Annotated in this window: 19 protein-coding genes and 1 pseudogene; 13 read left to right on the top strand and 7 right to left on the bottom strand. The window is 66.5% G+C overall.

All coding sequences use genetic code 11. The features are described from left to right. Nucleotides 1-2: 2 nt before the first annotated feature. The 7 genes from ACQPXH_RS18845 to ACQPXH_RS18815 all read left to right on the top strand — a co-directional run bounded on the left by ACQPXH_RS18845 (nucleotide 3) and on the right by ACQPXH_RS18815 (nucleotide 8,945). Complete coding sequence (locus ACQPXH_RS18845) at nucleotides 3-1,493, top strand: SCO6880 family protein (protein WP_063825095.1); 1,491 nt, start codon at nucleotides 3-5, stop codon at nucleotides 1,491-1,493. A gap of 7 nt (nucleotides 1,494-1,500) precedes the next feature. Next, on the top strand, nucleotides 1,501-3,804 hold the full coding sequence (locus ACQPXH_RS18840; RefSeq protein WP_433597858.1) for a hypothetical protein: 2,304 nt from the start codon (nucleotides 1,501-1,503) through the stop codon (nucleotides 3,802-3,804). 55 nt (nucleotides 3,805-3,859) lie between these two features. Continuing rightward, nucleotides 3,860-4,168 carry a transposase gene (locus ACQPXH_RS18835; RefSeq protein WP_433597857.1) on the top strand — a complete coding sequence of 103 codons (309 nt, stop codon included), beginning with the start codon at nucleotides 3,860-3,862 and terminating at the stop codon, nucleotides 4,166-4,168. A gap of 40 nt (nucleotides 4,169-4,208) precedes the next feature. Next, entirely contained in the window at nucleotides 4,209-5,891 is a 1,683-nt protein-coding gene (locus ACQPXH_RS18830) for a peptidoglycan DD-metalloendopeptidase family protein (protein WP_433597856.1), read from the top strand. A 179-nt stretch (nucleotides 5,892-6,070) separates the two neighbouring features. Next, nucleotides 6,071-6,610: a hypothetical protein gene (locus tag ACQPXH_RS18825; protein ID WP_433597855.1), complete on the top strand. Its 540-nt coding sequence runs from the start codon at nucleotides 6,071-6,073 to the stop codon at nucleotides 6,608-6,610. 48 nt (nucleotides 6,611-6,658) lie between these two features. Further along, on the top strand, nucleotides 6,659-8,485 hold the full coding sequence (locus tag ACQPXH_RS18820) for a type IV secretory system conjugative DNA transfer family protein (RefSeq protein WP_433597854.1): 1,827 nt from the start codon (nucleotides 6,659-6,661) through the stop codon (nucleotides 8,483-8,485). A 73-nt stretch (nucleotides 8,486-8,558) separates the two neighbouring features. Next, a complete protein-coding gene (locus tag ACQPXH_RS18815) occupies nucleotides 8,559-8,945 on the top strand; it encodes a DUF4913 domain-containing protein (RefSeq protein WP_433597853.1) in 387 nt (128 codons plus the stop codon). A gap of 67 nt (nucleotides 8,946-9,012) precedes the next feature. On the opposite strand, the gene ACQPXH_RS18810 is transcribed toward ACQPXH_RS18815, so the two are convergent. Together ACQPXH_RS18810 and ACQPXH_RS18805 are read right to left on the bottom strand one after the other, a co-directional pair. After that, a complete protein-coding gene (locus tag ACQPXH_RS18810) occupies nucleotides 9,013-9,567 on the bottom strand; it encodes a hypothetical protein (protein WP_433597852.1) in 555 nt (184 codons plus the stop codon). A 458-nt stretch (nucleotides 9,568-10,025) separates the two neighbouring features. After that, nucleotides 10,026-10,844, bottom strand: coding sequence for a peptidylprolyl isomerase (locus ACQPXH_RS18805; RefSeq protein ID WP_433597851.1), 819 nt, complete (start codon nucleotides 10,842-10,844; stop codon nucleotides 10,026-10,028). 159 nt (nucleotides 10,845-11,003) lie between these two features. Between ACQPXH_RS18805 and hisS the strand changes: the two genes are divergently transcribed. The 3 genes and pseudogenes from hisS (at nucleotide 11,004) to ACQPXH_RS18790 (ending at nucleotide 14,221) form a co-directional block, all read left to right on the top strand. Beyond that, nucleotides 11,004-12,281: a histidine--tRNA ligase gene (gene hisS, locus ACQPXH_RS18800; RefSeq protein ID WP_433597850.1), complete on the top strand. Its 1,278-nt coding sequence runs from the start codon at nucleotides 11,004-11,006 to the stop codon at nucleotides 12,279-12,281. 42 nt (nucleotides 12,282-12,323) lie between these two features. Then, nucleotides 12,324-12,980, top strand: a complete 657-nt coding sequence (locus ACQPXH_RS18795) for a hypothetical protein (RefSeq protein ID WP_433597849.1) — start codon at nucleotides 12,324-12,326, stop codon at nucleotides 12,978-12,980. 250 nt (nucleotides 12,981-13,230) lie between these two features. Next, a pseudogene (locus ACQPXH_RS18790) lies at nucleotides 13,231-14,221 on the top strand (malate dehydrogenase). Between the two features lie 141 nt (nucleotides 14,222-14,362). On the opposite strand, the gene ACQPXH_RS18785 reads toward ACQPXH_RS18790, so the two are convergent. After that, nucleotides 14,363-14,554 (bottom strand): hypothetical protein, encoded by a 192-nt coding sequence (locus ACQPXH_RS18785; RefSeq protein ID WP_433597848.1) that lies wholly within the window; start codon nucleotides 14,552-14,554, stop codon nucleotides 14,363-14,365. A gap of 16 nt (nucleotides 14,555-14,570) precedes the next feature. Here ACQPXH_RS18785 and ACQPXH_RS18780 point away from each other — a divergent pair, with 16 nt between their 5' ends. Then, a complete protein-coding gene (locus ACQPXH_RS18780) occupies nucleotides 14,571-14,903 on the top strand; it encodes a MarR family winged helix-turn-helix transcriptional regulator (RefSeq protein ID WP_433603504.1) in 333 nt (110 codons plus the stop codon). Here the strand turns inward: ACQPXH_RS18780 and ACQPXH_RS18775 are convergent. The 4 genes from ACQPXH_RS18775 to ACQPXH_RS18760 form a co-directional block, all read right to left on the bottom strand. Next, nucleotides 14,872-15,951: a 2-oxoacid:ferredoxin oxidoreductase subunit beta gene (locus ACQPXH_RS18775; RefSeq protein ID WP_433597847.1), complete on the bottom strand. Its 1,080-nt coding sequence runs from the start codon at nucleotides 15,949-15,951 to the stop codon at nucleotides 14,872-14,874. The two genes, ACQPXH_RS18780 and ACQPXH_RS18775, sit on opposite strands and share 32 nt — an antisense overlap. Continuing rightward, nucleotides 15,951-17,876, bottom strand: a complete 1,926-nt coding sequence (locus ACQPXH_RS18770; RefSeq protein ID WP_433597846.1) for a 2-oxoacid:acceptor oxidoreductase subunit alpha — start codon at nucleotides 17,874-17,876, stop codon at nucleotides 15,951-15,953. Before ACQPXH_RS18770 ends, ACQPXH_RS18775 begins: the two co-directional genes overlap by 1 nt. An 83-nt stretch (nucleotides 17,877-17,959) precedes the next feature. Continuing rightward, on the bottom strand, nucleotides 17,960-18,976 hold the full coding sequence (locus ACQPXH_RS18765) for an Rv2578c family radical SAM protein (protein ID WP_433597845.1): 1,017 nt from the start codon (nucleotides 18,974-18,976) through the stop codon (nucleotides 17,960-17,962). Nucleotides 18,977-19,007: 31 nt separating this feature from the next. Then, nucleotides 19,008-20,012 (bottom strand): NAD-dependent epimerase/dehydratase family protein, encoded by a 1,005-nt coding sequence (locus tag ACQPXH_RS18760; RefSeq protein WP_433597844.1) that lies wholly within the window; start codon nucleotides 20,010-20,012, stop codon nucleotides 19,008-19,010. Nucleotides 20,013-20,259: 247 nt separating this feature from the next. Between ACQPXH_RS18760 and ACQPXH_RS18755 the strand changes: the two genes are divergently transcribed. Next, complete coding sequence (locus ACQPXH_RS18755) at nucleotides 20,260-20,589, top strand: type VII secretion target (protein ID WP_433597843.1); 330 nt, start codon at nucleotides 20,260-20,262, stop codon at nucleotides 20,587-20,589. After that, complete coding sequence (locus tag ACQPXH_RS18750) at nucleotides 20,586-22,202, top strand: hypothetical protein (protein ID WP_433597842.1); 1,617 nt, start codon at nucleotides 20,586-20,588, stop codon at nucleotides 22,200-22,202. The genes ACQPXH_RS18755 and ACQPXH_RS18750 overlap by 4 nt, the downstream gene beginning before the upstream one ends. Nucleotides 22,203-22,261: the final 59 nt, after the last annotated feature.

The following is a 22,261-nucleotide window of genomic DNA, read 5'->3' as shown; positions in this document are numbered from 1 at the left end:
CGATGACGACGAGCGATACCTACGAGCGCCGCTCGTACGGACTGTGGCAGAAGCCGCGCAGCGCAGGCCTTTTCGGTCTGCGCTGGGAAGAGACCGTCATCGGCTTCGTCGTCGTGATCACGGCCCTGATCTGTGCCATGGTCGGTGGCTTCAAATGGGGTCTGATCGTGGGCGGCACCGGCGTTGTCGTGATGGTTCCACTGGTGTGGCGGACAGGGGGCCGCTCCGGATACGAGAACGGATTGATGATGTTCAACTGGATGCGCTCCCGCAACCGCGGTGAGCACGTGTATCGCGGCGGCCGGTTCTCGCGGATTCCGGGCGGTGTCACGCGGCTACCCGGTCTGCTCGCGCCCTCGAAGCTCTACGAGGGCATCGACGCGGGCGGCTACAGCTTCGGCATGATCCACCTACCGCAATTCGCCCAGTACACAGTGGTTTTGCGGGCTTGGCCGCAGGGGCACGAGGCCGTGGACCAGCCGGTCATCGATCGCTGGGTCTCGGCCTGGGGTACGTTTCTCGCCTCGGTCGGCCAGACCAGTGACATCGTCGCCGTCGTCCCGGTGATCGATACCGTGCCCGAGACGGGTAACCGGCTGCTCACCGAGGTATCCACCATCACCCGTCCGGAAGCGCCGGAGCTGGCGCAGCAGGTGATGTACGAACTTGCCACCGAGTTGCCGCAGGAGCGGGTGCAGCTGCTGCCGCGCGTTGCGATCACCTTCAAGGCGACCACTGCCGAGCGCCGCAAGAATCCGGCCGAGGAGGCCGTCGAGATCGGGCGCAGGCTCCCCGGAATCTGTGCCGCGCTGGCCGAGGCGGGTGTGCGCGCTCAGCCGATGTCGGCCGATGAGGTCATTTCGTTCATCCGGCGCAGCTACGATCCTGCCTCGCAGGCCGATCTCGAGGTCGCCGCGGGCGAACCCGAAGGGCACGGCCTGGATTGGGCCGATGCCGGACCGGTCTCGCACGACGAGAAGTGGGATCATCTGGTGCACGACGGTGGCCGTTCGGTCACCTGGGAGATGGACGCGGCACCCGAGGGCGCGGTGGACGAGCGAGTGCTCCAGCGGCTGCTGGCGCCGAATCCCGAAGTGCCGCGCAAGCGCATCGCCATCGTGTACCGTCCGCATTCGGCCGCCGACGCCGCGGAAATCGTCGACGACGATTTCAAGAACGCGCTGGTGGCCCAGCAGAGTGAACGCGGTGTCGTCTCGGCGGCCGCGACCCTGCGGGTGGGCGCCACCCAGCAGGCCCGTGAGGAACAAGCCCGGGGTCACGGTGTGACCCGCTTCGGTGCGCTGGTGACCATCACCGAGCCCCTGCGCGGTGATCTGCCACGCATCGAAGCCATTACCCGTGACCTGTCCACGCAGGCGCGGTTGAAGATCCGGCGGTGCTACCGCTACCAGGCGGCGGCCTTCGCGGCCTCGCTCGGTTGCGGGGTGATCCTGCCGGAACACGCGACAATTCCGAAAGCCTTGGCGGGGTGAGCATTACATGGCACGTGAGTACGAGCCACCCGTGCGCGAACGGGACGAGGCGCCGGTGCGGCGCAAACGGCGGCCAGAGGACGCGGCATGGGAGCGGCCCGCGGACGAACGCGCTCAGCGGCCCACCGGGGGTCGGGTCGAGCGCTCGGGCATCGAGGAGATGCCCGACCGGGGTCGGCGGGCCGCGCGAGGCCCGGCGGGGGTGAGTGGCGGCGAGCGGACCGGCATCGGCGAAACGTCCGATCGGGAGCGGCGACCGTCGCGCGATGCGGCCGAGCGACGGGCGCGCCCCGGCGCCGCAGCCGCGGACGGTGGCCGTGCCGATCGGCCGCATCCGGACCGCGGTCGCATCAGAACCGAACACGGCCGCGGTGAACGGACTTCGACGGAGCGCGGACGTCCCGACGGCGCTCGGACCGCTCGCCCGCGCGATGGCGCACCGCAACGAACGGCACGGGGGGAACGCGTGGCACGACCGGAACGCAATGGATCGCGGACGAGTCGCGAGGCACAGCGCGCGGCGAAGATCGACTACACCGCGGACCGCGCCATGGGCACGCCGCAGACGGACAAGGCCGCCCGTCGCGCAAAGGCGAGGTCGGACAAGCGCAAACAGTCCGGTCCGCCGCTGCTCGACGATGTGACCAGGGGCAAACTCGAGCAGATCAGCCGGGAGGGCACCGGCCTGCGGGCGGCATTCGCGACCTTCCGGATCCGCACCGATGATATCCGCCGCCGCAATTACGCGGCGCGTGCCGAACAGGTCTTCGAAGACGGATTCGACCGCAGCACAGCCCAACTCACCGATCGCGGCTATATGGGTCCCGGCGGCGGCCGGATGAACGTTGTGGGCCGCCCGGTCGAATATCGGGCCACCACCGCCCAGGTGGCGGGTCTGTGGCCGTGGTCGGTCGGCGCGGGTGCGCCGTTGATCGGCACCCCGCTCGGTTCGCATCTGCATACCGGCGCCCCGGTCTGCTTCGATCCGATGAACTGGTTCCTGCGCGGCAGCTTCATCACCGCGCCCAGCCTTTTCGTCCTGGGGCTCAACGGTTTCGGTAAGTCCTCGCTGGTGCGCCGGATTGTGCTCGGCGGTATCGCGCAGGGCATCACCCCGCTGATCCTGGCCGACGTGAAACCGGACTACCGTAAGTTGGTCGAACTGGTCGGTGGCCAGGTGATCGACCTCGGTTACGGCCACGGCAAGCTCAACCCGCTCGCCGCCGGTGTGCTCGGTTCGGTCGTGCCGATGCTGGACGAGTTTCCGGCACTGCAACTTCAGGTGCTACAGGATCTGCGCGCTCGCCAGGTCACGCTCATCGCCGGTCTGGTCGAACTCGTACGCGGCGCGCGGGTACGCGACTACGAGGAGACGCTGATCGCCACCGCACTGCGTATCCTCTACCGACCGGGCAGCGGCTATACCCCCGACCAACCGCCCATCATGGAGAACCTGCTCGAGGTGATCGTCGCCGGCGGTGACGAATTACAGCTCGACGCCGGCGCCGACGATCCGAACGAATACCAGGTCGCCATCAAGGGCCTGCGCCGCTCGCTGCGCGCCCTGACCCAGGGCCCGTTCGGCGCGATCTTCAACGGGCAGACCACCGTTCCGATCGATACCAGCGCCGTCGCGGTCTGCATCGACGTATCGCATATCCCCACCGGCGATAAAAAGCTCAAGGCCGCGGTGATGCTGGCCTGCTGGGCCGACGGTTTCGCCTCGGTAGAGGCCGCGCATGTGCTCGCCGATGCGAAACTCGGCCCGCAGCGCTACTTCCAGGTGGTGATGGACGAGCTGTGGCAGGTGCTCGGCCTCGGCGACTTCATGGTCGACCGGGTCGATGAGCTGACCCGTCTGCAGCGCACCATCGCCACCGCGCTGATCATGATCAGCCACACCATCAAGGACCTGCAAGCACTGGGATCGGAAGCCGCCATCGCGAAGGCGCTGGGCTTCCTCGAACGCGCGCGCGCCAAGGTATTCGGCGCGCTGCCCGGCGAGGAGATAAAGCGCTTGGACAGCGTGGTTCCGTTCACATCCGCCGAGGAGGAGATGGTGACCGGATGGTCCGCACCGCAAGCGCTGACGGGCGAGGCGCTCAAACCTGGTCAGCTGCGGCCGTCGCCGCCGGGTACCGGCAAATTCCTACTGAAGATCGGTGAGGATCGCCGCCCCGGCATCCCGTTCCATATGGAATTCACCTTGTCCGAGAAGGAGAGTGGGATCCACGAAACCAACCAACGCTTCTCCGAGTTCACCGAGTCGACTTCGCGTGGTGGCGATTCCCCCAGTGGGAGTGCCGCATGAGGGCGCTTCGTGCACGGTTGTCGAGAGCGGTGGATGGCTGTGGGAGGTGGGGCGCATGATGCCGCACCGGTCCTATCGGAGAGTGTCGCCGGAAGTGCGCAAGGCCGCGGTCGAGCAGGTCATCGCACTTACCGGCAAACTACGCAGCGAATCGGAGGCCTGCCGGGTGGTCGCCGAGCAGATCGGCGTGCATACCAACTCGGTGCGCAACTGGGTGCGCGCTGCCGAGGGACCCGGTCTGGAGCGCCTGGACGCGACGGCGCTGCGCCGCAAAGTCGCACTGCTACAACAACAATTGGCCGCCGCCGCGGAGATGAACCGCACGCTGGCCGATACCCTCAACGAGTCTCGGCGGCAAACGTGATGGCTTCGGTTCGCGGTCGTTCGGCACCGCCGGGGATGCGGTGACCGGGCGGACCCTCCTCTACCTGGCGCTGGCGAGCGTCCTCGGGCTGATGACACTGGTGGTCGTCATCGTGATGCCGGCCGTGGACGACTCCTGCGAGGGCACCTCGGTGCTCGTATCGTCGACCATGCCGGCGCCGCTCGGCGGATATACGCCGGGTAATTCCCGCGTCGCGGGCACCCCCACTCCCACGAGTACTAACGGCAATCCGACTGCCACCCAACCCCATTCGACCGCTATCGGTACGCCGTCGCTGGCCGCGGGCGTGGGGCCGATCCGGCGGACGCTGCCGCTGGCCGCAGGCACCTTCACCGTCTCGGATGTATTCGGCGCACGCGGCGGCACCCATAAGGGCGTCGACTTCGCCGCGGCCGACGGCACCACGATCTACTCGGTCTCCGATGGACGCGTCGTCGCGGCCGGTCCCGCTTCGGGTTTCGGCAACTGGGTCGTCGTCGATTCCGTCGACACCAACGGTCGCGCGTATTCCGCGGTGTACGGCCATATGTGGGACAGCGGGGTGCATGTGCACGTCGGCGATACCGTCGTCGCCGGTCAGCCCATCGCGCAGGTCGGGTCGGCGGGTGAGTCCAGCGGCCCGCACCTGCATTTCGAGATCGTGCCGGGCGGACGTTTCACCGGTGGTCGGCAAATCGACCCGCTGCCCTGGCTCGACGGCGCACCGACCCCGGATGTGGGGGGCGCGCAGGCATTCTCCGCCGACCCGCGCTGCAATCGCGGCTTCGGCACCGCGGGTGGTGCGCTGGCCGCGGGCAAGGTGCCGCAGGAACTCGAGATCTGGTATCGGCGTGCGGGTTCCATCTGCCCGCAGATCACCCCGTCGCTGCTGGCCGCACAGGGCAGGCAGGAGTCCGGATTCCGGCGCAGCGCGTCCTCTCCCGCGGGCGCGCAGGGGCTGGCCCAGTTCCTGCCCGGCACGGCGGCCAGTATCGATCCCGACGACGGTCAGCCCTATGTCATCGATGCCGACGGCAATGGCGTCGCGAGCGTATGGGACGACGGCGACGCGATCATCGGTCAGGGCCGCTATATGTGCGCGCTGGCGCACAAGATCACGGCGTGGGAGTCCCAGGGCCGCGTGCGGGGCGATGTCGTCGCACTGACTCTGGCCGCCTACAACGCCGGCGAAGGCGCCGTACTCGCCTCCGGCGGTATGCCGAACCAGGTGGCCGCGCACTACGCCGAAACCCAGCCGTACGTCGCGAATATCCTTGCGATGGAACCGCAATACCGCGCGCAGGGTTCCAATGGCCGCTTCACCCCGCAGGAGGGGGCGAGCGGCGTTCAGGTCGTCCAGGCGGCGCAGCAATGGCTCGGCACGCCGTACGTCTGGGGGGGCGGTGGCCCGCAGGGGCCCAGCGGCGGCGGCATGGACGGCCCCGGCCTCACCTCGGCCGCGGTGTTCGCGGCCTCGTCGGGCGCGGTGACCTTGCCGCGGACCGCCGAACAGCAGTGGGAGGCGGGCGCCGAAGTACCGCTGAGCAAGTTGCAACCCGGTGATCTGGTCTTCAGTTCATTCGGCCCGCGCGGCCCCGCCGAGGTCGGAATCTATTCCGGCAACGGCCGAATGATCCAATCCGTACCCGCCGCATACGGGCATTCCAGTGGCGTGACCGAGGTCGCGGTGCCGGGTGACGGCCGCGGGAGGAGGGTGCTGTGACGACAAGCGATACCGCGGCCGGCGAACACGCGGAAGCGCATGCGGCGATTGGACCGCACAAGTGTCGGTCCCGGCGGCTAGCCTTGAATAACACGGCGGCGCGAGCGACGGACCCGGAGGCGGTAGCGGAGCGTGACCACGAAGGGGCCCGCGAACGTCGCATATCGAACACTGCACGCGTGAAACTGGTGGTGATGCTGGTGCTGAGCGTCGCGATGTCGGGTGCGGGGTGCGCCGGCTCGGATCGGGAGTCGGGTTCCGGTGCGCCGCAGCAACCCACGTCCACGACCCGATTGCTGGAGGGGGTGCCCGCACCTGATCCGGTGACGCCCGACGGTGTTGCGGTGGCCGCGCTGAAGGAGATCTACTCCTGGCAGCCCGCTACCGAGGCTCAGGGCGCCTCGCTGTCGCGCGCGCGGAAATGGTTGGGCCCCAGCCTGATCCGCGTGCTGGACAGCACACCGACCGGGATCGAGACACCGAAAGCGACGCTGCAATGGGCTGACTGGGCCAAGGCGCAGGCACATGTCGAAGCCTTCACCTTTGCGTCGGGTGAGCGCCCGCCCGCGAGCGCCGATCCGAACGTCCAACAGTTCAAGATCGGGATCGAGCAAACGGTCGTCTACCCGAACGGGCGCAAGGAATCCCTGCCGCCCGCGACGGTCATCGCGACCGTGGTGCGTACGTCGGAAGGTTGGCGGCTCGACGCCTTCCGCTGAACCCGCACCAGCGACAACCACATAGCTAGGTCCTAACAGGAGGCAGACATGGCGAAAAAGAAGAAGGTGCAGGATCCGGCCGTGGTCGGACCCGACATCACCCTCTACATGATCTACGCCGGTTTCGCGACCCTCGGAACCCTGTGGATCGCCCTGCATCTCGGCAACGCGATGGCTGTCACCCCGCAGGACATTCCGCTCAACCCGATCGCGATCGTCGCAGATCTGGTCAAGGGAAAGGTGCACTGGCCGCGCGCCTCCACGGTGATCGTGCTGCTCGTCATCGGCGCGATCGTTGCCTACGTGGTGGTGCGCAAGCAACTCGCCGCACGTCGGTCGGTCGGTCGGCTCTCCGTGGACGACAAGGCCGATGTGATGGGCAGCGGCAGCGCCATCAAATCGCTCACCGAGGCCGGGGTGCGGTCGAAGGCCGAAATGCTCGGTGTGCGGCTCGGCTACAACGACAGCCCGGGTGTGCCCATCGGCATCGGTATTGCCGATGGGGTGATGCTCTACGGCTCGTATGAGGATCTGCACCTGGACATCTGGGGTCCGCGCCAGGGCAAATCGACCTCGCGGGTGATTCCCGCCATCCTGACTGCCATCGGACCGGTCCTGTCCACCTCGAACAAGCGCGATGTGGTCGATGCGACCCGAGATGTGCGCGAGGCCAAGGGAAGTCGTACGTTCGTCTTCGATCCGCAGGGCGTCGCGGGGGAGGAGCCGACCTGGTTCTGGGATCCACTTGCCTGGGTGGACGCACATCACGATGGTGCGGAGATGCGAGCCGCGCGGCTGGCCGGACACTTCGCCGATGCGGACAGCGGTTCCGATGCGGCCAAGGGCGATGTGTTCTTCGACCCGGAGGCCGAGGATCTGCTCGCCGGGCTGTTCCTGGCGGCCGCGCTCGGTGGTCGCCCGATCGTCCAGGTCTGGGACTGGGTGACCAATCCCAACGACTCCGAACCCATCGAGCTGCTGCGCAATTCGAGTAAGCACTACACCGCCTCGGGCCTCGCGATGCAGTACAACGCCGACCCGCGCACCAAGAGCGGTATTTTCGGCACCGCGAAGAAAATGATCCGCTGCCTGCAGTTGTCCAATGTGCACCCATGGATCTTGCCGGGCGACAACCGCATGCAGTTCGACGAACTCGAATTCATCGAGAACAACGGCACGCTCTACAGCCTCTCGCTCGAGGGCCGCGGTTCGGCGGCGCCGCTGGTCAGTGCGCTCACCGAGGCCGTGGTCGATGTGGCCATGCGCAAGGCCACACATTCGCCCGGCGGACGGTTGCCGATCCCGATGCTCGCAGTCCTGGACGAGGCGGCGAATGTGGTGCGCTGGAAGGATTTGCCCAAGCAGTACAGTCACTTCGGTTCACGCGGCATCGTAGTGATGACGGTGCTGCAGTCCTGGGCCCAGGGTGCGCGCTGCTGGGGTGACGACGGCATGCTGGCGCTGTGGTCGGCGGCCAACATCAAGGTGCTCGGTCCGGGCGTCGACGACATGAACTTCCTGCGCGACCGTTCCGAGGCAATCGGCGAATACGACGCGATCTCGTCCTCGGTCTCGGAATCCAAAGGCGGCAAGAGCTATTCGCGTTCACTCGGTTCGTCCAAGACATTCACCGTGAACGCGCTGGCTACCCTGCCACAGAGCCGCGCGATCGTCTTCACCTCCGGCCAGCCGGCGGTGCTCGTGCGAACCGTGCCCTGGTGGGAGGGCGACTACGCTGAGGACGTGAAGAAGTCGATCTCGCACCATCTTCCGGGGCGTAAGACCGAGATCGCCGACCTGTTCGGCTCGCCCAACCTGACCAAGGCTGCTCCGCCACCCGAATACGGTCAAATCGAGGAGGTTCGGCCACTGTGACCGAGCGTAGCGAGGGAACCATGGACACAGCACCGCCAGTCACAGCGGAGCCGAGCGCCGGCGAGGTGGAGCTGTGACTGAACAGCAGCAACAGCCCATGATCTACAGCAATGTGGTGGACTTCGTCGAGAACTACCTCGGCCTGGTGTACCGGCGTCAGGTCACCGACATCAGTGAAACGGTGTGGTGCCCGGAGTGGTGGAAACATGCCGAGGCGGTGGCACGACTAGATGCGCTCTGGCGCGCATGGGAGCACTACCGGCTCGAGCCGAGCACCGGATTGAGCATCTGGTTCCTCGACCACGCGGATCCGCATATGATCAAACTCTTCGATCCCCGCGGACCGTTCAAGTACTGCAGTGTGCGCAACGGCCACAAGGACATGCTGAGCCCACTGCCGCTGAAGTCGCCCACCCAGGGGCTTTTCGGCGATCCGACCGTCGGCGATTTCCGCGTCTGAGGAGCCGAGAACGTCGAAACGCCCGCTGATTTCAGCGGGCGTTTTCGGTTTCCGGCGTCGGATCCAGCTACTGTCGGACGCGTTCCAAACCGCGTGCGTCCTGTTCCCGACCTCGGGCAGCGGCCGCGCGGGCGGCTTCGTCGCGTATGCGTACGGCCTCTTCGGGCGGTTGGCCCTGACCTACCTCGATGAGCATCCGCACCGCCGCGAGTTCCGGTGCGATACCGATCCGGGCGAGATGCGCCGCGATGGCCTGCCGACGCTCCTGGGAGTCGTAACGAACGAGCGGTTTGGACTGAGCCGACGCCGTCGCGGCCATCCGGCTGGCCTCTGCCTGTGCGGAGAAGCGATCCTTCTCCAATGAAATCCCCTTGGCCGGAACCGATTTCTCGACCATTCGGGCCAGTTCGAGATTGCGTGGGTCCTTCGCCTTGGCGTCGCGGGCCTCACGGATCTGGACTTCCCTGGCCTCCTTGATGCGGGCCTCGGTCTGCTTGACGCGCGCTTCGGCTTCTTTCTGACCACGCTCACGGGTCCGCAGCGCGACCAGGGTCGCAAGCTGCAACATAGTCTTCATCATGGCCGCGGTTTCCCGGCCGATGTCGTCCAGTTCCTCGGACATGGCTGCTCCCCGATGCTGCAGTGATCACTATGGATGTTGTGGTGCTTCGTCACGGACGCCGCCACGTCGAACTGTAGTCCGCCGCGCCGGTGCCCCGCCTGCAAACGTGGACACCCAGAGAACTCGTCGCGTGGCATTCCCGGTTGGGGATCGTCCGATCCGGAGATGACTACGCTACGCGTTCTCCTTTATTCGAGATTACCCGAGAAAACCCGGCGCCAACCGTGTGGGTGTGCCGCTTAACAGCATATATCGCACAATTCCGGCGGTTACGGGAAAGCTTCGGAGGATCTCCGGTTTTAGCACACCCTAACCGAACGATTAGGGTCGCCTACCCTGGCTGGTTCAGGGAGGTAGGTCGGGCCCGCTGCTCATTGTGCGCAGCGGGTCCGAATGGAGCGAGTATTCGGATCGGGCGTGTCGTAGCGACTGCTCGCGGGTGGCCCGAAAGCGTCGGCTCAGTCGAGGCGGACCGACTGGATGGTGACGGGGAGATTGGGCTTGCCGTCGCCTTGGCCGTTGGAGTTGTCCTGACCGCCGGCGGCGATCTTGTCCAGCGTGCCCATGCTGTCCGGATCGACGGTGCCGAAGATCGTGTAATTCGGCGGCAGTTTCGAATCGCCGTAGACGATGAAGAACTGACTGCCGTTGGTGCCACCGCCGGTGACGGGATCCGGTCCCGCGTTGGCCATGGCCAGCGTGCCGCGCTTGTAGTCCATGGGCTGCTGCAATGCGGGGTCGGCGGGGTTGTACCGATTGGTCGGGTACTCGTTGTCGAACTGGTAGCCGGGACCGCCGGTGCCAGTGCCGGTCGGGTCACCGCACTGCAGCACCTTCAGGCCCTCGTCCGCGGTCATGCGGTGGCAAGTGGTGTTGTCGAAGTAGCCCTGACTGGCCAGGCTGGCGAAGCTGTTCACGGTGCACGGCGCCTTGGCGTTGTCCAGGGTGAGGCCGATGGGGCCCTGGGTGGTCTCCATGCTGACGCTGAGACTCGCATTGTCGCCGGTGTTCTCGATGCCGCTGGTGCGCGGCTTCTGCACCTGCTTATCCGCGGGCTTCTGACTGTCTCGGTAGTCGCAGCTGATGGCCGCGGGCTTATTACCGTCACCCTTGGTCAGGAAGTAGACGCCGACGGCCGCCGCCGCCACGACCACCACGCCGAGCGCCGATCCGGCGATCATGAGTCGCTTGCGCTTGCGCGCCCGGTCGGCCCGGTTGGCCAGCTGGCGCTCCAGCTTGCGTTTCGCCGCTGCTCGTCGCTGTTCGTTGCTCGGCACTACCACGTTCCTCCCGTATCCGTTACGTACGGCACAGGATTGTGCCATCTATTCCTGAGACTGCTCAGCAGGCCGTTTCGACCAGTCGTGACGCTCTATCAACCCGTGGTGGCAAACCGGTTGGACTTGACGGGCCGTAGTGGTGGAAACTGGACCATCGTGACCAAGACCAGCAGCTTCTCCGCCCCGAAGGGGGTTCCGGATTACGTGCCACCCGGCTCGGCCGAGTTCGTCGCGGTGCGTGACGGCTTGATCCGTGCCGCCCGACTCGCCGGGTACGGGCATGTGGAGCTGCCGATCTTCGAGGACACCGCCTTGTTCGCGCGGGGTGTCGGTGAATCCACCGATGTGGTGACCAAGGAGATGTACACCTTCGCCGACCGCGGCGAGCGCAGTGTCACGCTGCGGCCGGAGGGCACCGCGGGTGTCATGCGTGCGGTCATCGAAAACGGGCTCGACCGGGGACAATTGCCGGTGAAGCTGGTGTACTCGGGTCCGTTCTTCCGGTATGAGCGCCCGCAGGCCGGTCGGTACCGGCAGTTGCAGCAGGTCGGTGTCGAGGCGATCGGAATCGATGATCCGGCGCTGGACGCCGAGGTGATCGCGATCGCGGACGCCGGATATCGCGAACTCGGGTTGGATGGCTTCCGGCTGGAGATCACCTCGCTCGGTGACGAGACCTGTCGTCCGCAGTATCGAGAGCTGTTGCAGGAGTTCCTGTTCGGGCTGCCGCTGGACGAGGAGACCAAGCGACGGGCGCGCTTGAATCCGCTGCGGGTGCTCGACGACAAGCGGCCCGAGGTGCGTGCGATGACGGCGAACGCGCCGCTGATGATCGATCACCTGTCGGAGTCGGCGAAGACGCACTTCGAGCAGGTGCTCGGGTATCTCGACGCGCTCGGCGTGGCCTACGTGGTGAATCCGCGGATGGTGCGCGGCCTGGACTACTACACGAAGACGACCTTCGAATTCGTGCACGACGGTCTCGGGGCGCAGTCGGGTATCGGCGGCGGCGGACGCTACGACGGGCTCATGGCCGAACTGGGCGGACAACCGCTGTCCGGCATCGGATTCGGGCTCGGTGTGGACCGCACCATTCTGGCGCTGCGTGCCGAGGGCAAGTCGGCGGGCGATCCGGCGCGGTGCGAGGTCTACGGCGTATCACTCGGAGATGCGGCCAAGCAGCGGTTGGTCGTGCTCGCGGCACAGTTGCGGGCGGCGGGCATCCGGGTCGATCTGGCCTACGGAGGTCGAAGCGTCAAAGGGTCGCTGAAGGCCGCGGATAAGTCCGGCGCGAAATTCACCCTGGTCCTGGGTGACCGGGATCTGGCCGAGAACACCATCGGCATGAAGGATATGGCCACCGGTGAACAGCGTCAGATCCCACTGGACGAGACGGTGGCCGCCGTCGCGACCGCTCTGCGCTCGGGCGAGTAGTACGGTGCCGGGGTACACCCGCACCACGACGAATGGGCAGCCGTGCCTGTAGAACCCACGAATCCCGGTGCAGCCCAACCGGTTCCGTCGGTAGGACTCGATCTCGTCGCGCCCGAGACCTACGCGCCCATGCTACGGCGACTCGCCCTCGCCGCGGTGGGGGTGGGTATCGGGGCCGCATTGCTCGCGGCGCTGCTGGTGCCGTGGTCGATCGCGATCGCGATCGGTCTCGCCGTCGGTGCGCCCACCGTCGCCTACGCGATCGCGCTGCGCCGTCGGCGGATGTGGTTGGCCGGGACCACGATTCACGCGCGGCGGGTGATCGGGGAGCGTCAGGTCGATATCGCGGCCGCCAGCGGCGTCGAGATCCTCGTCTTCCCGGCCCGTTTGAGCCGCATCGTCCTGCGGGTCACCGCAGGCGTCGAGTCGCAGGTCGTGCCGCTCGCGATGTACACCGATGCGGGCAGTGGTCGCGAACTCCATCTGCTCGGCCTCCGCAAACTGGCCGACGCCCTGGCCGCCAGCGAACTCGCCGCGGCCGTAGCGGTGTCGACCATGCTCGTCCACCAACTGCGCGCCGAGGCCCGAGATGCCGGACTGGAGGAGCGGCCGCTGTACCGTGCTGTTCGCCTGGCTCGGGCGAAGGACTATGTGTCGCCGATCGTCCTGACCGATCAGGAAGTCGCGGGGCTGTGTTGACACGCGAGTTGAGTTGTGCGACACGCGAATCGGCGTGCCATGCGGGTTTGCGTGCGATGCGCGGTTGCGTCATGCGCTGAACGGCGCGCACTCTGTCGGATTTCGCGCCCGTTGTGGGTGCTTGTCGTTAGCTGGTGCGGGTGGACGGATGTGGCGGGGGTGATTGTCGCGTAGCTCACCACTGGGGTTCGGGTGCCGTGAGAGTCGTTAGGGTGGGGATCGAGTGTCCGTCTATCGCAAGGAGTCTCTCGTGAGCACCGCTGCCCGGACCGCGCCCGTGACCGTCGCCGTGACCGGAGGTGCTGGGCAGATCGCCTACGGCCTGCTGTTCCGTATCGCGTCCGGTGCGTTGCTGGGGTCCCAGACGCGGGTACGGCTGCGGTTGCTGGAGATTCCGGCGGCAGTGGCGTCGCTGGAGGGTGTGGCGATGGAGCTCGAGGACGGTGCGTTTCCGCTGCTCGAGTCGATCGACATCAGTGACGATCCGTGGGTCGGGTTCGAGGGCGCGAACGTCGCACTGCTGGTCGGTGCCCGGCCGCGCACCACGGGGATGGAGCGCGCGGACCTGCTGGCCGCCAACGGCCCGATCTTCACCGAACAGGGCCAGGCGATCAACGCCAGCGCGGCAGACGACGTCAAGGTGCTCGTGGTCGGGAATCCGGCCAATACCAACGCCTTCATTGCCATGAGCAATGCCCCGGACGTCCCGGCCGAGCGATTCACCGCGATGACCCGCCTCGACCACAACCGTGCCATCGCGCAGCTGGCCAAGAAGACCGGCGCGCCCGCCGCCGATATCGCCCGCGTCGCCATCTGGGGCAACCACTCCGCGACCCAGTATCCGGATATCACCCACGCCACCATCGCGGGCCGTCCCGCCGGCGAACTCGTCGACCAGAGCTGGCTGCGCGAGGAATTCATCCCCACCGTCCAGCAGCGCGGCACCGCCATCATCCAGGCCCGCGGCGCCTCCTCGGCCGCCAGTCGACCACATCCACGACTGGTCTCTCGGCACTCACACCGACGACTGGACCTCCATGGCCGTCCCCTCCGACGGCTCCTACGGCATTCCCGAAGGCCTCATCACCTCGTTCCCCGTCACCTGCGTGGGCGGCGATTACTCGATCGTCCAGGACCTGGAACTCGACGAATTCTCCCGCGCCCGCATCGACGCCAGCGTCGCGGAACTCGAACAGGAACGCGACGCCGTTATCGACCTCGGCTTCGCCAAGCACGTCTGATCGATATCGGTAGAGCCACAGCTCAGGCTGCGGCTACGGCCGAGCGCCTGCTGCGGAGGCCCAAATGACCCGCGGTGGCGAGATGAATCAGCTGCCGCCGACCATCAGCCCGGAATTCCCTGGGTGGCGCCGATGGCGACATCACCGAGCTGTACCGCGCCCGACCACAGTCAGCAGCGGTAGGAGCGACCACTTGCGGCGGCTGGCCAGGCTGAATAGCAACGCGGCGCCCAACGGGATGGCACGCGCGGCGTAGGCCTGGGCATACTGGGCGCGGTCCTGACCAGCCGCTTCAGCGCCGATGTGTCGAGTCTCGGGCTCGAGACGAAGCATGCCGGGGTTGCTGAATGTGTTGGCAGTCAATGGCCCGACGTCGCAGATGGAGATGGCGCAGGTACTGCGCGTCGCGCCGAGTCTGGTAGTCGCGCTGGCCGACCACCTCGAGTCCCTCGGGGCGACCGAACGGTTGCGGGACCCGGAGGATCGCCGCCGTCAGAACCTGAGCCCGACCTCTCACGGTGGCGCACTACTGCGCAAAAGCCTCGACGCCGCGCAGGCGATCGACGCCGAGACCACCGCGGACCTCAGCGCCGCCGAGCGTGCCGACCTACATCGCATTCTCGGCACGCTCGCCGATCGGCACGGTCTGCCTAGCCGATGGTCCAGGTTTCCGAGCCGTTGAGCAGGGACTGCAGTGAATCCTCTTGTACCGGTTTGCGTTCCCGCGCCATGGCGGTTTGGGTGCGAACCGCATCGTCGTAGGTGGGCCGGGTGACATTGCGGAAGATGCCGGTGACCACGTGGCCGAGGTCCTGGTCGGACAGGCGCGAGAGCGCGTAGGCGTACTCCGGATTGTCGGTGTAGGCGTCGTGCACGATGATCTCGGACTCTTCGACCTCCTCGGTGCGCACCACCGTGAGCCCGAAACCGGCACGTACCACGGCGAATTCGCCATCGGCGCCGAAACGGATCGGCTGACCGTGGTGCAGCGGGATGAGGCGGGATTCGGCATCGCCCTTGCGTAGCACATCGAAGGAACCGTCGTTGAAGATCGGGCAGTCCTGCAGGATCTCCACGAACGAAGTCCCGCGGTGTTCGGCGGCGGCACGCAGCACCTCGGTGAGGCCCGCCCGGTCGGAATCCAGAGCGCGCGCGGCGAAACTGGCTTCCGCGCCGAGCGCGACCGACAGCGTATTGAACGGATGGTCGACCGACCCCATCGGCGTCGACTTGGTGATCTTGCCCTCTTCCGAGGTCGGGGAGTACTGGCCCTTGGTGAGTCCGTAGATCCGGTTGTTGAACAGCAGGATCGTCATATTCACATTGCGGCGCAGGGCATGGATCAGATGGTTGCCGCCGATCGACAGCGCGTCACCGTCCCCGGTCACCACCCACACCGACAGATCCGGGCGAGTCACCGCGAGCCCCGTCGCGATGGCGGGCGCGCGGCCGTGGATGGAGTGGATGCCGTAGGCCTCGAGGTAGTACGGGAACCGGCTCGAGCAGCCGATCCCGGAGACGAACATCAGGTTCTCCCTGCGCAATCCGAGTTCGGCGAGGAAGCCGCGCACGGTCGCCAGGATCACGTAGTCACCGCAGCCGGGGCACCAGCGCACCTCCTGATCGGAGGTGAAGTCCTTGACCTTCTGCGGCCCGTCCGCGGCCGGCACTCCCGAGAGTCCGGTCAGGCCCAGATCGGTTCCGACGAGCGAGGTCTCGACGATGGTCATCAGTTACCCCCAGTCGAGTAGGTGGCACGCGCCCGTGCCGCGAACGCCTTGTCGTGTTCCATATCCTCGATCGACCCGTCCAGTGCCGCATCGATTACCCCGACGAGTTCCTGTGCGGAGAATGCCGTGCCCGCGATCTTCGTCCACGGTCGCACATCCACCAGATACTTCGCCCGCAGCAGCATGGCCAGCTGACCGCCGTTCATTTCCGGCGCGACCACCGTCCGGTAGCTCCGCAGCACGGTGTCGAGGTTGGCGGGCAATGGATTCAGATATCGCAGATGTGCCTGTGCGACCGGGACGCCGCGACGGCGGGCGCGCCGGCACGCCTCGCCGATCGGCCCGAAGGAACTGCCCCAGCCGATCAGCAGGAGTTCGGCCCGCCCGTCCGGATCGTCCACCTCGAGATCGGGGACGGTGATGCCATCGATTTTGGCCTGCCGCAGGCGAACCATCAGTTCGTGGTTGCCGGGCTCATAGGAGATATCACCGCTGCCGTCGGCCTTCTCCAATCCGCCGATCCGATGCGCGCGACCTGTGGTCCCCGGCACCGCGAGCGGCCTGGCGAGGGTATCGGGATCACGGGAGTAGGGCTGGAACGGCGTGCCCTCCTCGGCCTCGGGTTCGAAGCGCGGATCGATCGGCTCCAGCTCGGTGACCCGCGGAATCGACCACGGCTCAGAGCCATTGGCGATCGAGCCGTCGGAAAGCAACAGCACTGGCGTGCGGTAGGTGAGTGCGATGCGAGCGGCCTCCACCGCGGTGGCGAAGCAGTCGGCGGGGGAGCGGGGCGCGAGTACCGCCACCGGCGATTCCCCGTTGCGGCCGTAGAGCGCCTGCAGTAGATCGGCCTGTTCGGTCTTGGTCGGCAGTCCGGTGGACGGTCCGCCGCGCTGCACGTCGACGATCACCAACGGCAGTTCCGTCATCACCGCCAGCCCGATGGTTTCGCTCTCGAGCGCCAGCCCGGGGCCGGAAGTGCTGGTGACGCCGAGCGCGCCGCCCAGCGCCGCGCCGAGCGCAGCGCCGATGCCGGCGATCTCGTCTTCGGCCTGGAAGGTGGTGACGCCGAAGTTCTTGTGCTTACTGAGTTCATGCAGGATGTCGGAGGCTGGTGTGATCGGATAGGTGCCGAGAAAGACCGGCAACCCGGATAACTGCCCCGCGGTGACGAGGCCGTAGGCGAGCGCGGTATTGCCGGTGATCTGGCGGTAGGTGCCCGTCGGGAGCTTGGCCGGGGCCACCTCGAAGGTGGTTGCGAAGCTTTCGGTGGTCTCGCCGTAGTTCCAGCCCGCTCGGAAGGCGAGCAGATTCGCCTCGGCGATATCGGGTTTCGCGGCGAATTTCTCGCGCAGGAAGCGTTCGGTGCCGCCGATCGGACGTCCGTACATCCAGGACAGCAGGCCGAGCGCGAACATATTCTTCGCGCGCTGAGCGTCCTTCTTGCCGACACCGGTCGGCTCGGTCGCGCCGAGGGTGAGTGAGGTCATCGGCACGCGGTGGACCACGAAATCGCTCAGTGTGTCGTCGTCGAGCGGATCGGTGGTGTAGCCGACCTTACCGAGATTGCGTTTGGTGAACTCGTCGGTGTTCACGATGAGGGTGGCACCGCGCGGCAGGTCCTCGAGATTGGACTTCAACGCCGCGGGATTCATCGCGACCAGCACGTCGGGCTGGTCGCCCGCGGTGAGAATGTCGTAATCGGCGATCTGGATCTGGAAGGACGAGACGCCGGGCAGCGTGCCCTGTGGCGCCCGGATCTCGGCCGGGAAGTTGGGTTGGGTGGCGAGGTCGTTGCCGAATGCGGCTGCCTCGTGCGTGAAGCGATCACCGGTGAGCTGCATTCCGTCACCGGAGTCCCCGGCGAACCGAATTACGACCTTTTCCAATTTCGCTGTGCCGACATCACTTTGGTCGGAAACCATATGCCTGCTTCACTTCCTCGTCCGATGGGAGGTGCCATTGGCCAACCTACTCCGCCGTGTGCGGGAATTGTTTGTGAAATGCTTTACGCGAAGAGCGCCAGCTGCGTGTCGTTGGGCAGCGGTGTCGGGGTTTGTGTCTGCGGCTCCGGTGTGTGCTCGCGGGCGAGGCCGTGTTGTTGGAGCAATGGCTGCACCCGCTCGCGTAGCCAGGACGCATACTCCGGCGTCACATAGGCGCCGCGGCCATAGAGCTGGCGATAGCGGCGGACCAGCGCTGGATGCGCCTCGGCCAGCCAACTCAGGAACCAGCCACGGGTGGCGCCGCGCAGATGCATCGGGAATGCGACCACCGATACCGCCCCTGCCTCGGCGACCGCAGCGAATAGTGAGTCCAGCTGGGCGCGGCTGTCGGTGAGATATGGAATCACCGGCGCGACCATCACATTCACTTCGAACCCGGCATCGGCCAGCGCCCGCACCATCTCCAACCGCGCCCTGGGCGATGGCGTACCGGATTCCAGGCTGCGGTGCAGATCCATATCCAGGATCGCGATGGAGACGGCGACGCTCACCCGGACCTGGCGTGCCGCCGCCGTGAGCAGGGGCAGATCCCGGCGCAGCAGCGTGCCCTTGGTGAGAATGGAGAACGGTGTGCCGGAATCGGTCAGCGCGCGAATAATGCCGGGCATCAACCGATATCGGCCCTCGGCCCGTTGATACGGATCGGTATTCGTGCCCAGCGCGACCGGTTCGTGATGCCAGGACCGCCGGCCGAGTTCCTTGCGCAGCACCGCGGCGATATTGGTCTTCACCACGATCTGCGAATCGAAATCCCGGCCCGCGTCCAGGTTCAGATACTCGTGGGTGGGCCGCGCGAAACAGTAGCGGCAGGCGTGTGAACAGCCGCGCATCGGATTGATCGTCCAATGGAACGGCAGATTCGACGCCTCCGGCATCTTGTTCAGCGCGCTCTTACACAGCACCTCGTGGAACGTGATGCCCTCGAATTCGGGGGTCTGTACGGTGCGTACGAAACCCGCCCGGTCGAGACCGGGCAGGGCGCCGTCGTCGGCATCCAGGGTTTGGCTTTGCCACCGCACCCCATCAGTCGAACATGTGTTCTAAGGAGTGTCAAGCGATCTGTCGGGCATCGGGCGTGGTGAGCTGTAGCGGATCGGTGAAGAAGGTGACCAGGTCGCGCACCGTCTCCTCGATGGGCCTGGGCTGATAACCGATTTCGCGCTCCGCCTTGCCGTGGTCGACGATCGGGGCGGAGACCAGCGCACCGAGTGCGGCCTTCGAGATGATGTCGGTCTTGAGCAGTTTGCCGATCGGTTCGAGCACCGGAATCAAGCCGTTGACGAACCTGGGCGAGATCGAGAACTTCGGTCCCTTCTTGCCGCCGCATTCCGCCGCGGTGCGACACAGGTCGAGCATCGAGATCATCGAACCGCCGAGCAGATAGTTCTCGCCGGTCCGGCCCCGCTCTCCGGCCAGGATCAGGCCCTTCGCGACGTCGCGGACGTCGACCAGATCGAAGCCGCCACGGATCATCGCCGGTACCCGGCCGCGGGCGGCGTCCTCGAGGGTGCGGTTGATCCTGGACAGCGGGGTGCCGTAGTCGAGCGGGCCGAAGACGCCGGTGGGATTGCAGATCACCGCGTCCAGGCCTTGCTCGATCACCTCGCGCAGTTCGATTTCGCCAGCCCATTTGGAGCGGTCGTAGACGGGCAGGTCGGGATCGGTCGAGCGCGCCGAGGTCTCATCGATGCGACCGCCGCAGGTGTACTGGTTGAAGGCGTGGATGGAACTCGCGTGCACCATGCGGCGCACGCCCAGATCCAACGCCGCCTCGGCGACGACACGCACCCCCTCGGTATTGACCTTCCAGGCCAGGTCGTGCTGCTCGGCCAGGGTGATCACGGCGACGAGGTGGTAGACGATCTCCGCGCCGGCGAGCACGGTGCGCATGGATTCGGGGTCGAGCACATTGCCGGCGACCCAGGCGACGTTCGGGTCCGTCCGCTGCTCCGGAACGACGCGATCGATTGCTGTGACCTCGTGTCCTCGTTCGACCAGCAGGCTGAGCAGATTCGTGCCAAGGTAGCCGGCTGCGCCGGTCACTGCGACCTTCATGCGATCGAGAATATAGAACTTGTTCTAATTTGCAACCTGTTCCAGTTCGTTTCCGGTGGCCGCGTCGGGCTCGAAACTTGCCGGTGGGGTCCGCTATATTGAGCGCAACCGCAGCGGCGCCGGTACCGACTCGCAGCTGCGCAGGGGCCCGATCGCAGCCGAGCTGCCGGTGCGGGCAGGGAGTAGATGTTGATCGACGCTATGAACACGGAACTACAGTTCACGACGATTTGGGGGGTGCAACTCGATGGCTGATCTCTCGGTGGAGACCGATGCGGTCCGAGCGTTCGCGGCGACCAATGCCGGGGTCGCCGGCGAGATCGCGGGAGCGGGCAATTTCGATGCCGTGCAGAACGTTGCGGCGCTCACGCCGGTATTCGGTTTGATCGGCGCCGATTATCTGTTGGCGTTCGCCGCGGCGCAGGTATTGCAGGCCAAGGACATCAATGATCTGTCGACCAAATACGACAAGCTCTCGAAGTCCGCGTTCACCGCGGCCGCAGCGTTCGATACCACCGACTTCGGCAACGCGGGCGCACTGAACGCGATCGCCGACCAGGTCGGAGGCGGAGCATGAGACCGATGGATTCCGGCGCGACCGGCGTAATCGCGCCCGATCAGCAGAGCGCGGCAATCGAAGAGGCCGTGATCGCGACGCAGAATACCGCCGTCGACGCACTGCAGAACGCATCGCAGGGATTGAGCGATCTGTCGCTGCCGCAGTTGCCCGCGGATCTGCCGCCGATCGAGGCGCCCGAATTCGTGCTCGCGCGCAAGATCACCGAGGATTCGCCGCAGCTGGGGACCATACCGACCGGCATGCCGGGGCTCAACGGCAATTCGACCCCCGACGCGAGCGCGATTCTGTCCGGTGCGGTGCCCCCCGATGTGTCGCAGGCGCTTACCGATGCGCAGACCGCGATCAGCCATGCGGCCGCGCCGGTGGTGCAGGCGGCACAGAGCGCGGCGCAACAGGCGCAGAGTGCGGTCACCGGTGCCCTCGGCGGGGCGGGCAACCAGGGTGCCGCGGCGGCCGCGGCGACGACGAATATTCCATCCGATCCGGTCGCGGCGCTGATGCAGGGTTTGTCGATTCCTGGAATTCCCGGCATCGACACGCTGTTCCAGCCGATCTTGGAGCTGCTCAACAGCTTCGGCACCGGCGTTATCGGAGCCTTCGACCCGACCGCGATTCTCAGTCAGTCGTCCAAGATCATCGAGGCCGCGGTATCGGTCGGCAAGGGTGGTCTGCAGACGGTCGAGCAGCTGTGGCAGGGCCAGTCGTCCCGCGAGGCGCAGGCCGCCAGCAATACCGCGCAGACCCAGGGGCAGGACACCAGTCAGCGCGGTATCGATATTTCCGAACTCACCCAACGGGCCGCCGCGGTGGTGCAGCAGGGCAATGCGCAGCTGCTCGGGATCGCGAGCGAATTCGCCACGCAGGCAACCGCGCTCGTGCCGGTGGCGCTGACGCCGCCCGGTCAGGCCGCGCTCATCGCGACCGCGACCGAACATCTTGGATCGGCCGTCGCGGTCGCCAATGCCACCCGCGGTGACCTGGCCGGGAAGACCGCCGAGCTGACCGGTCTGGTGAACCAGCTGCTCGGGACCAGCGGTCTGCCTGCGCCGCAGGAGGTCGCGCAGGCGGTCATGCAGAACATCGGTGAGCCGATCATGGAACAGGCGCAGTCGGTCGCACAGGATGCGTCGACCAATGCCGCCGGCCTATTGGACGGTTCCAGCACCTCCGGTTCGCCGAGCACGTCCACCATGGCGGCATCGACCAATGCCGGGCACACCACCTCTGGGATCTCGGGCATGAGCGGCATCGGAAGCCGTTCCGGTTCGCCGAGTACATCGGGCTCGCCGTCGACGCAGAAGGTGACCGGGACGCCGGGCAGCACCGTCTCGCCCATCAGCCGGGTCCCGGGTTTGTCCGGCACATCCTCGGGCACAGGTACGTCGACCGGCGTGGCCGGCTCGGGGAGCTCCTTCATGGGCGGCAGCCCCGGCGCCACCGGCCAACGCGGCGGCAACGACGACGAGCACACGCGCAATGTGGACCCGTACCAGAGCCGCACGGGCAACGACGACCTCACCGGGCCACTCGGTGAGTCCACCCCGGACGTCATCGGCGCGACCCACCCGGATGAACTGGTCAGCTCGGACTACGAACAGGATCAGTTCTAGGCCGAAACAGTCCTCCAGTGCCCCCGCTCGGTTTCGAGTGGGGGCACTGGAGTTCCAGC

Origin of the sequence: Nocardia sp. CA-135953 (assembly GCF_050955735.1) — a bacterium.
Classification (GTDB): domain Bacteria; phylum Actinomycetota; class Actinomycetes; order Mycobacteriales; family Mycobacteriaceae; genus Nocardia.
The sequence above is the reverse complement of the archived record's forward strand: the minus strand, read 5'-3'. Positions and strand labels throughout refer to the sequence as shown.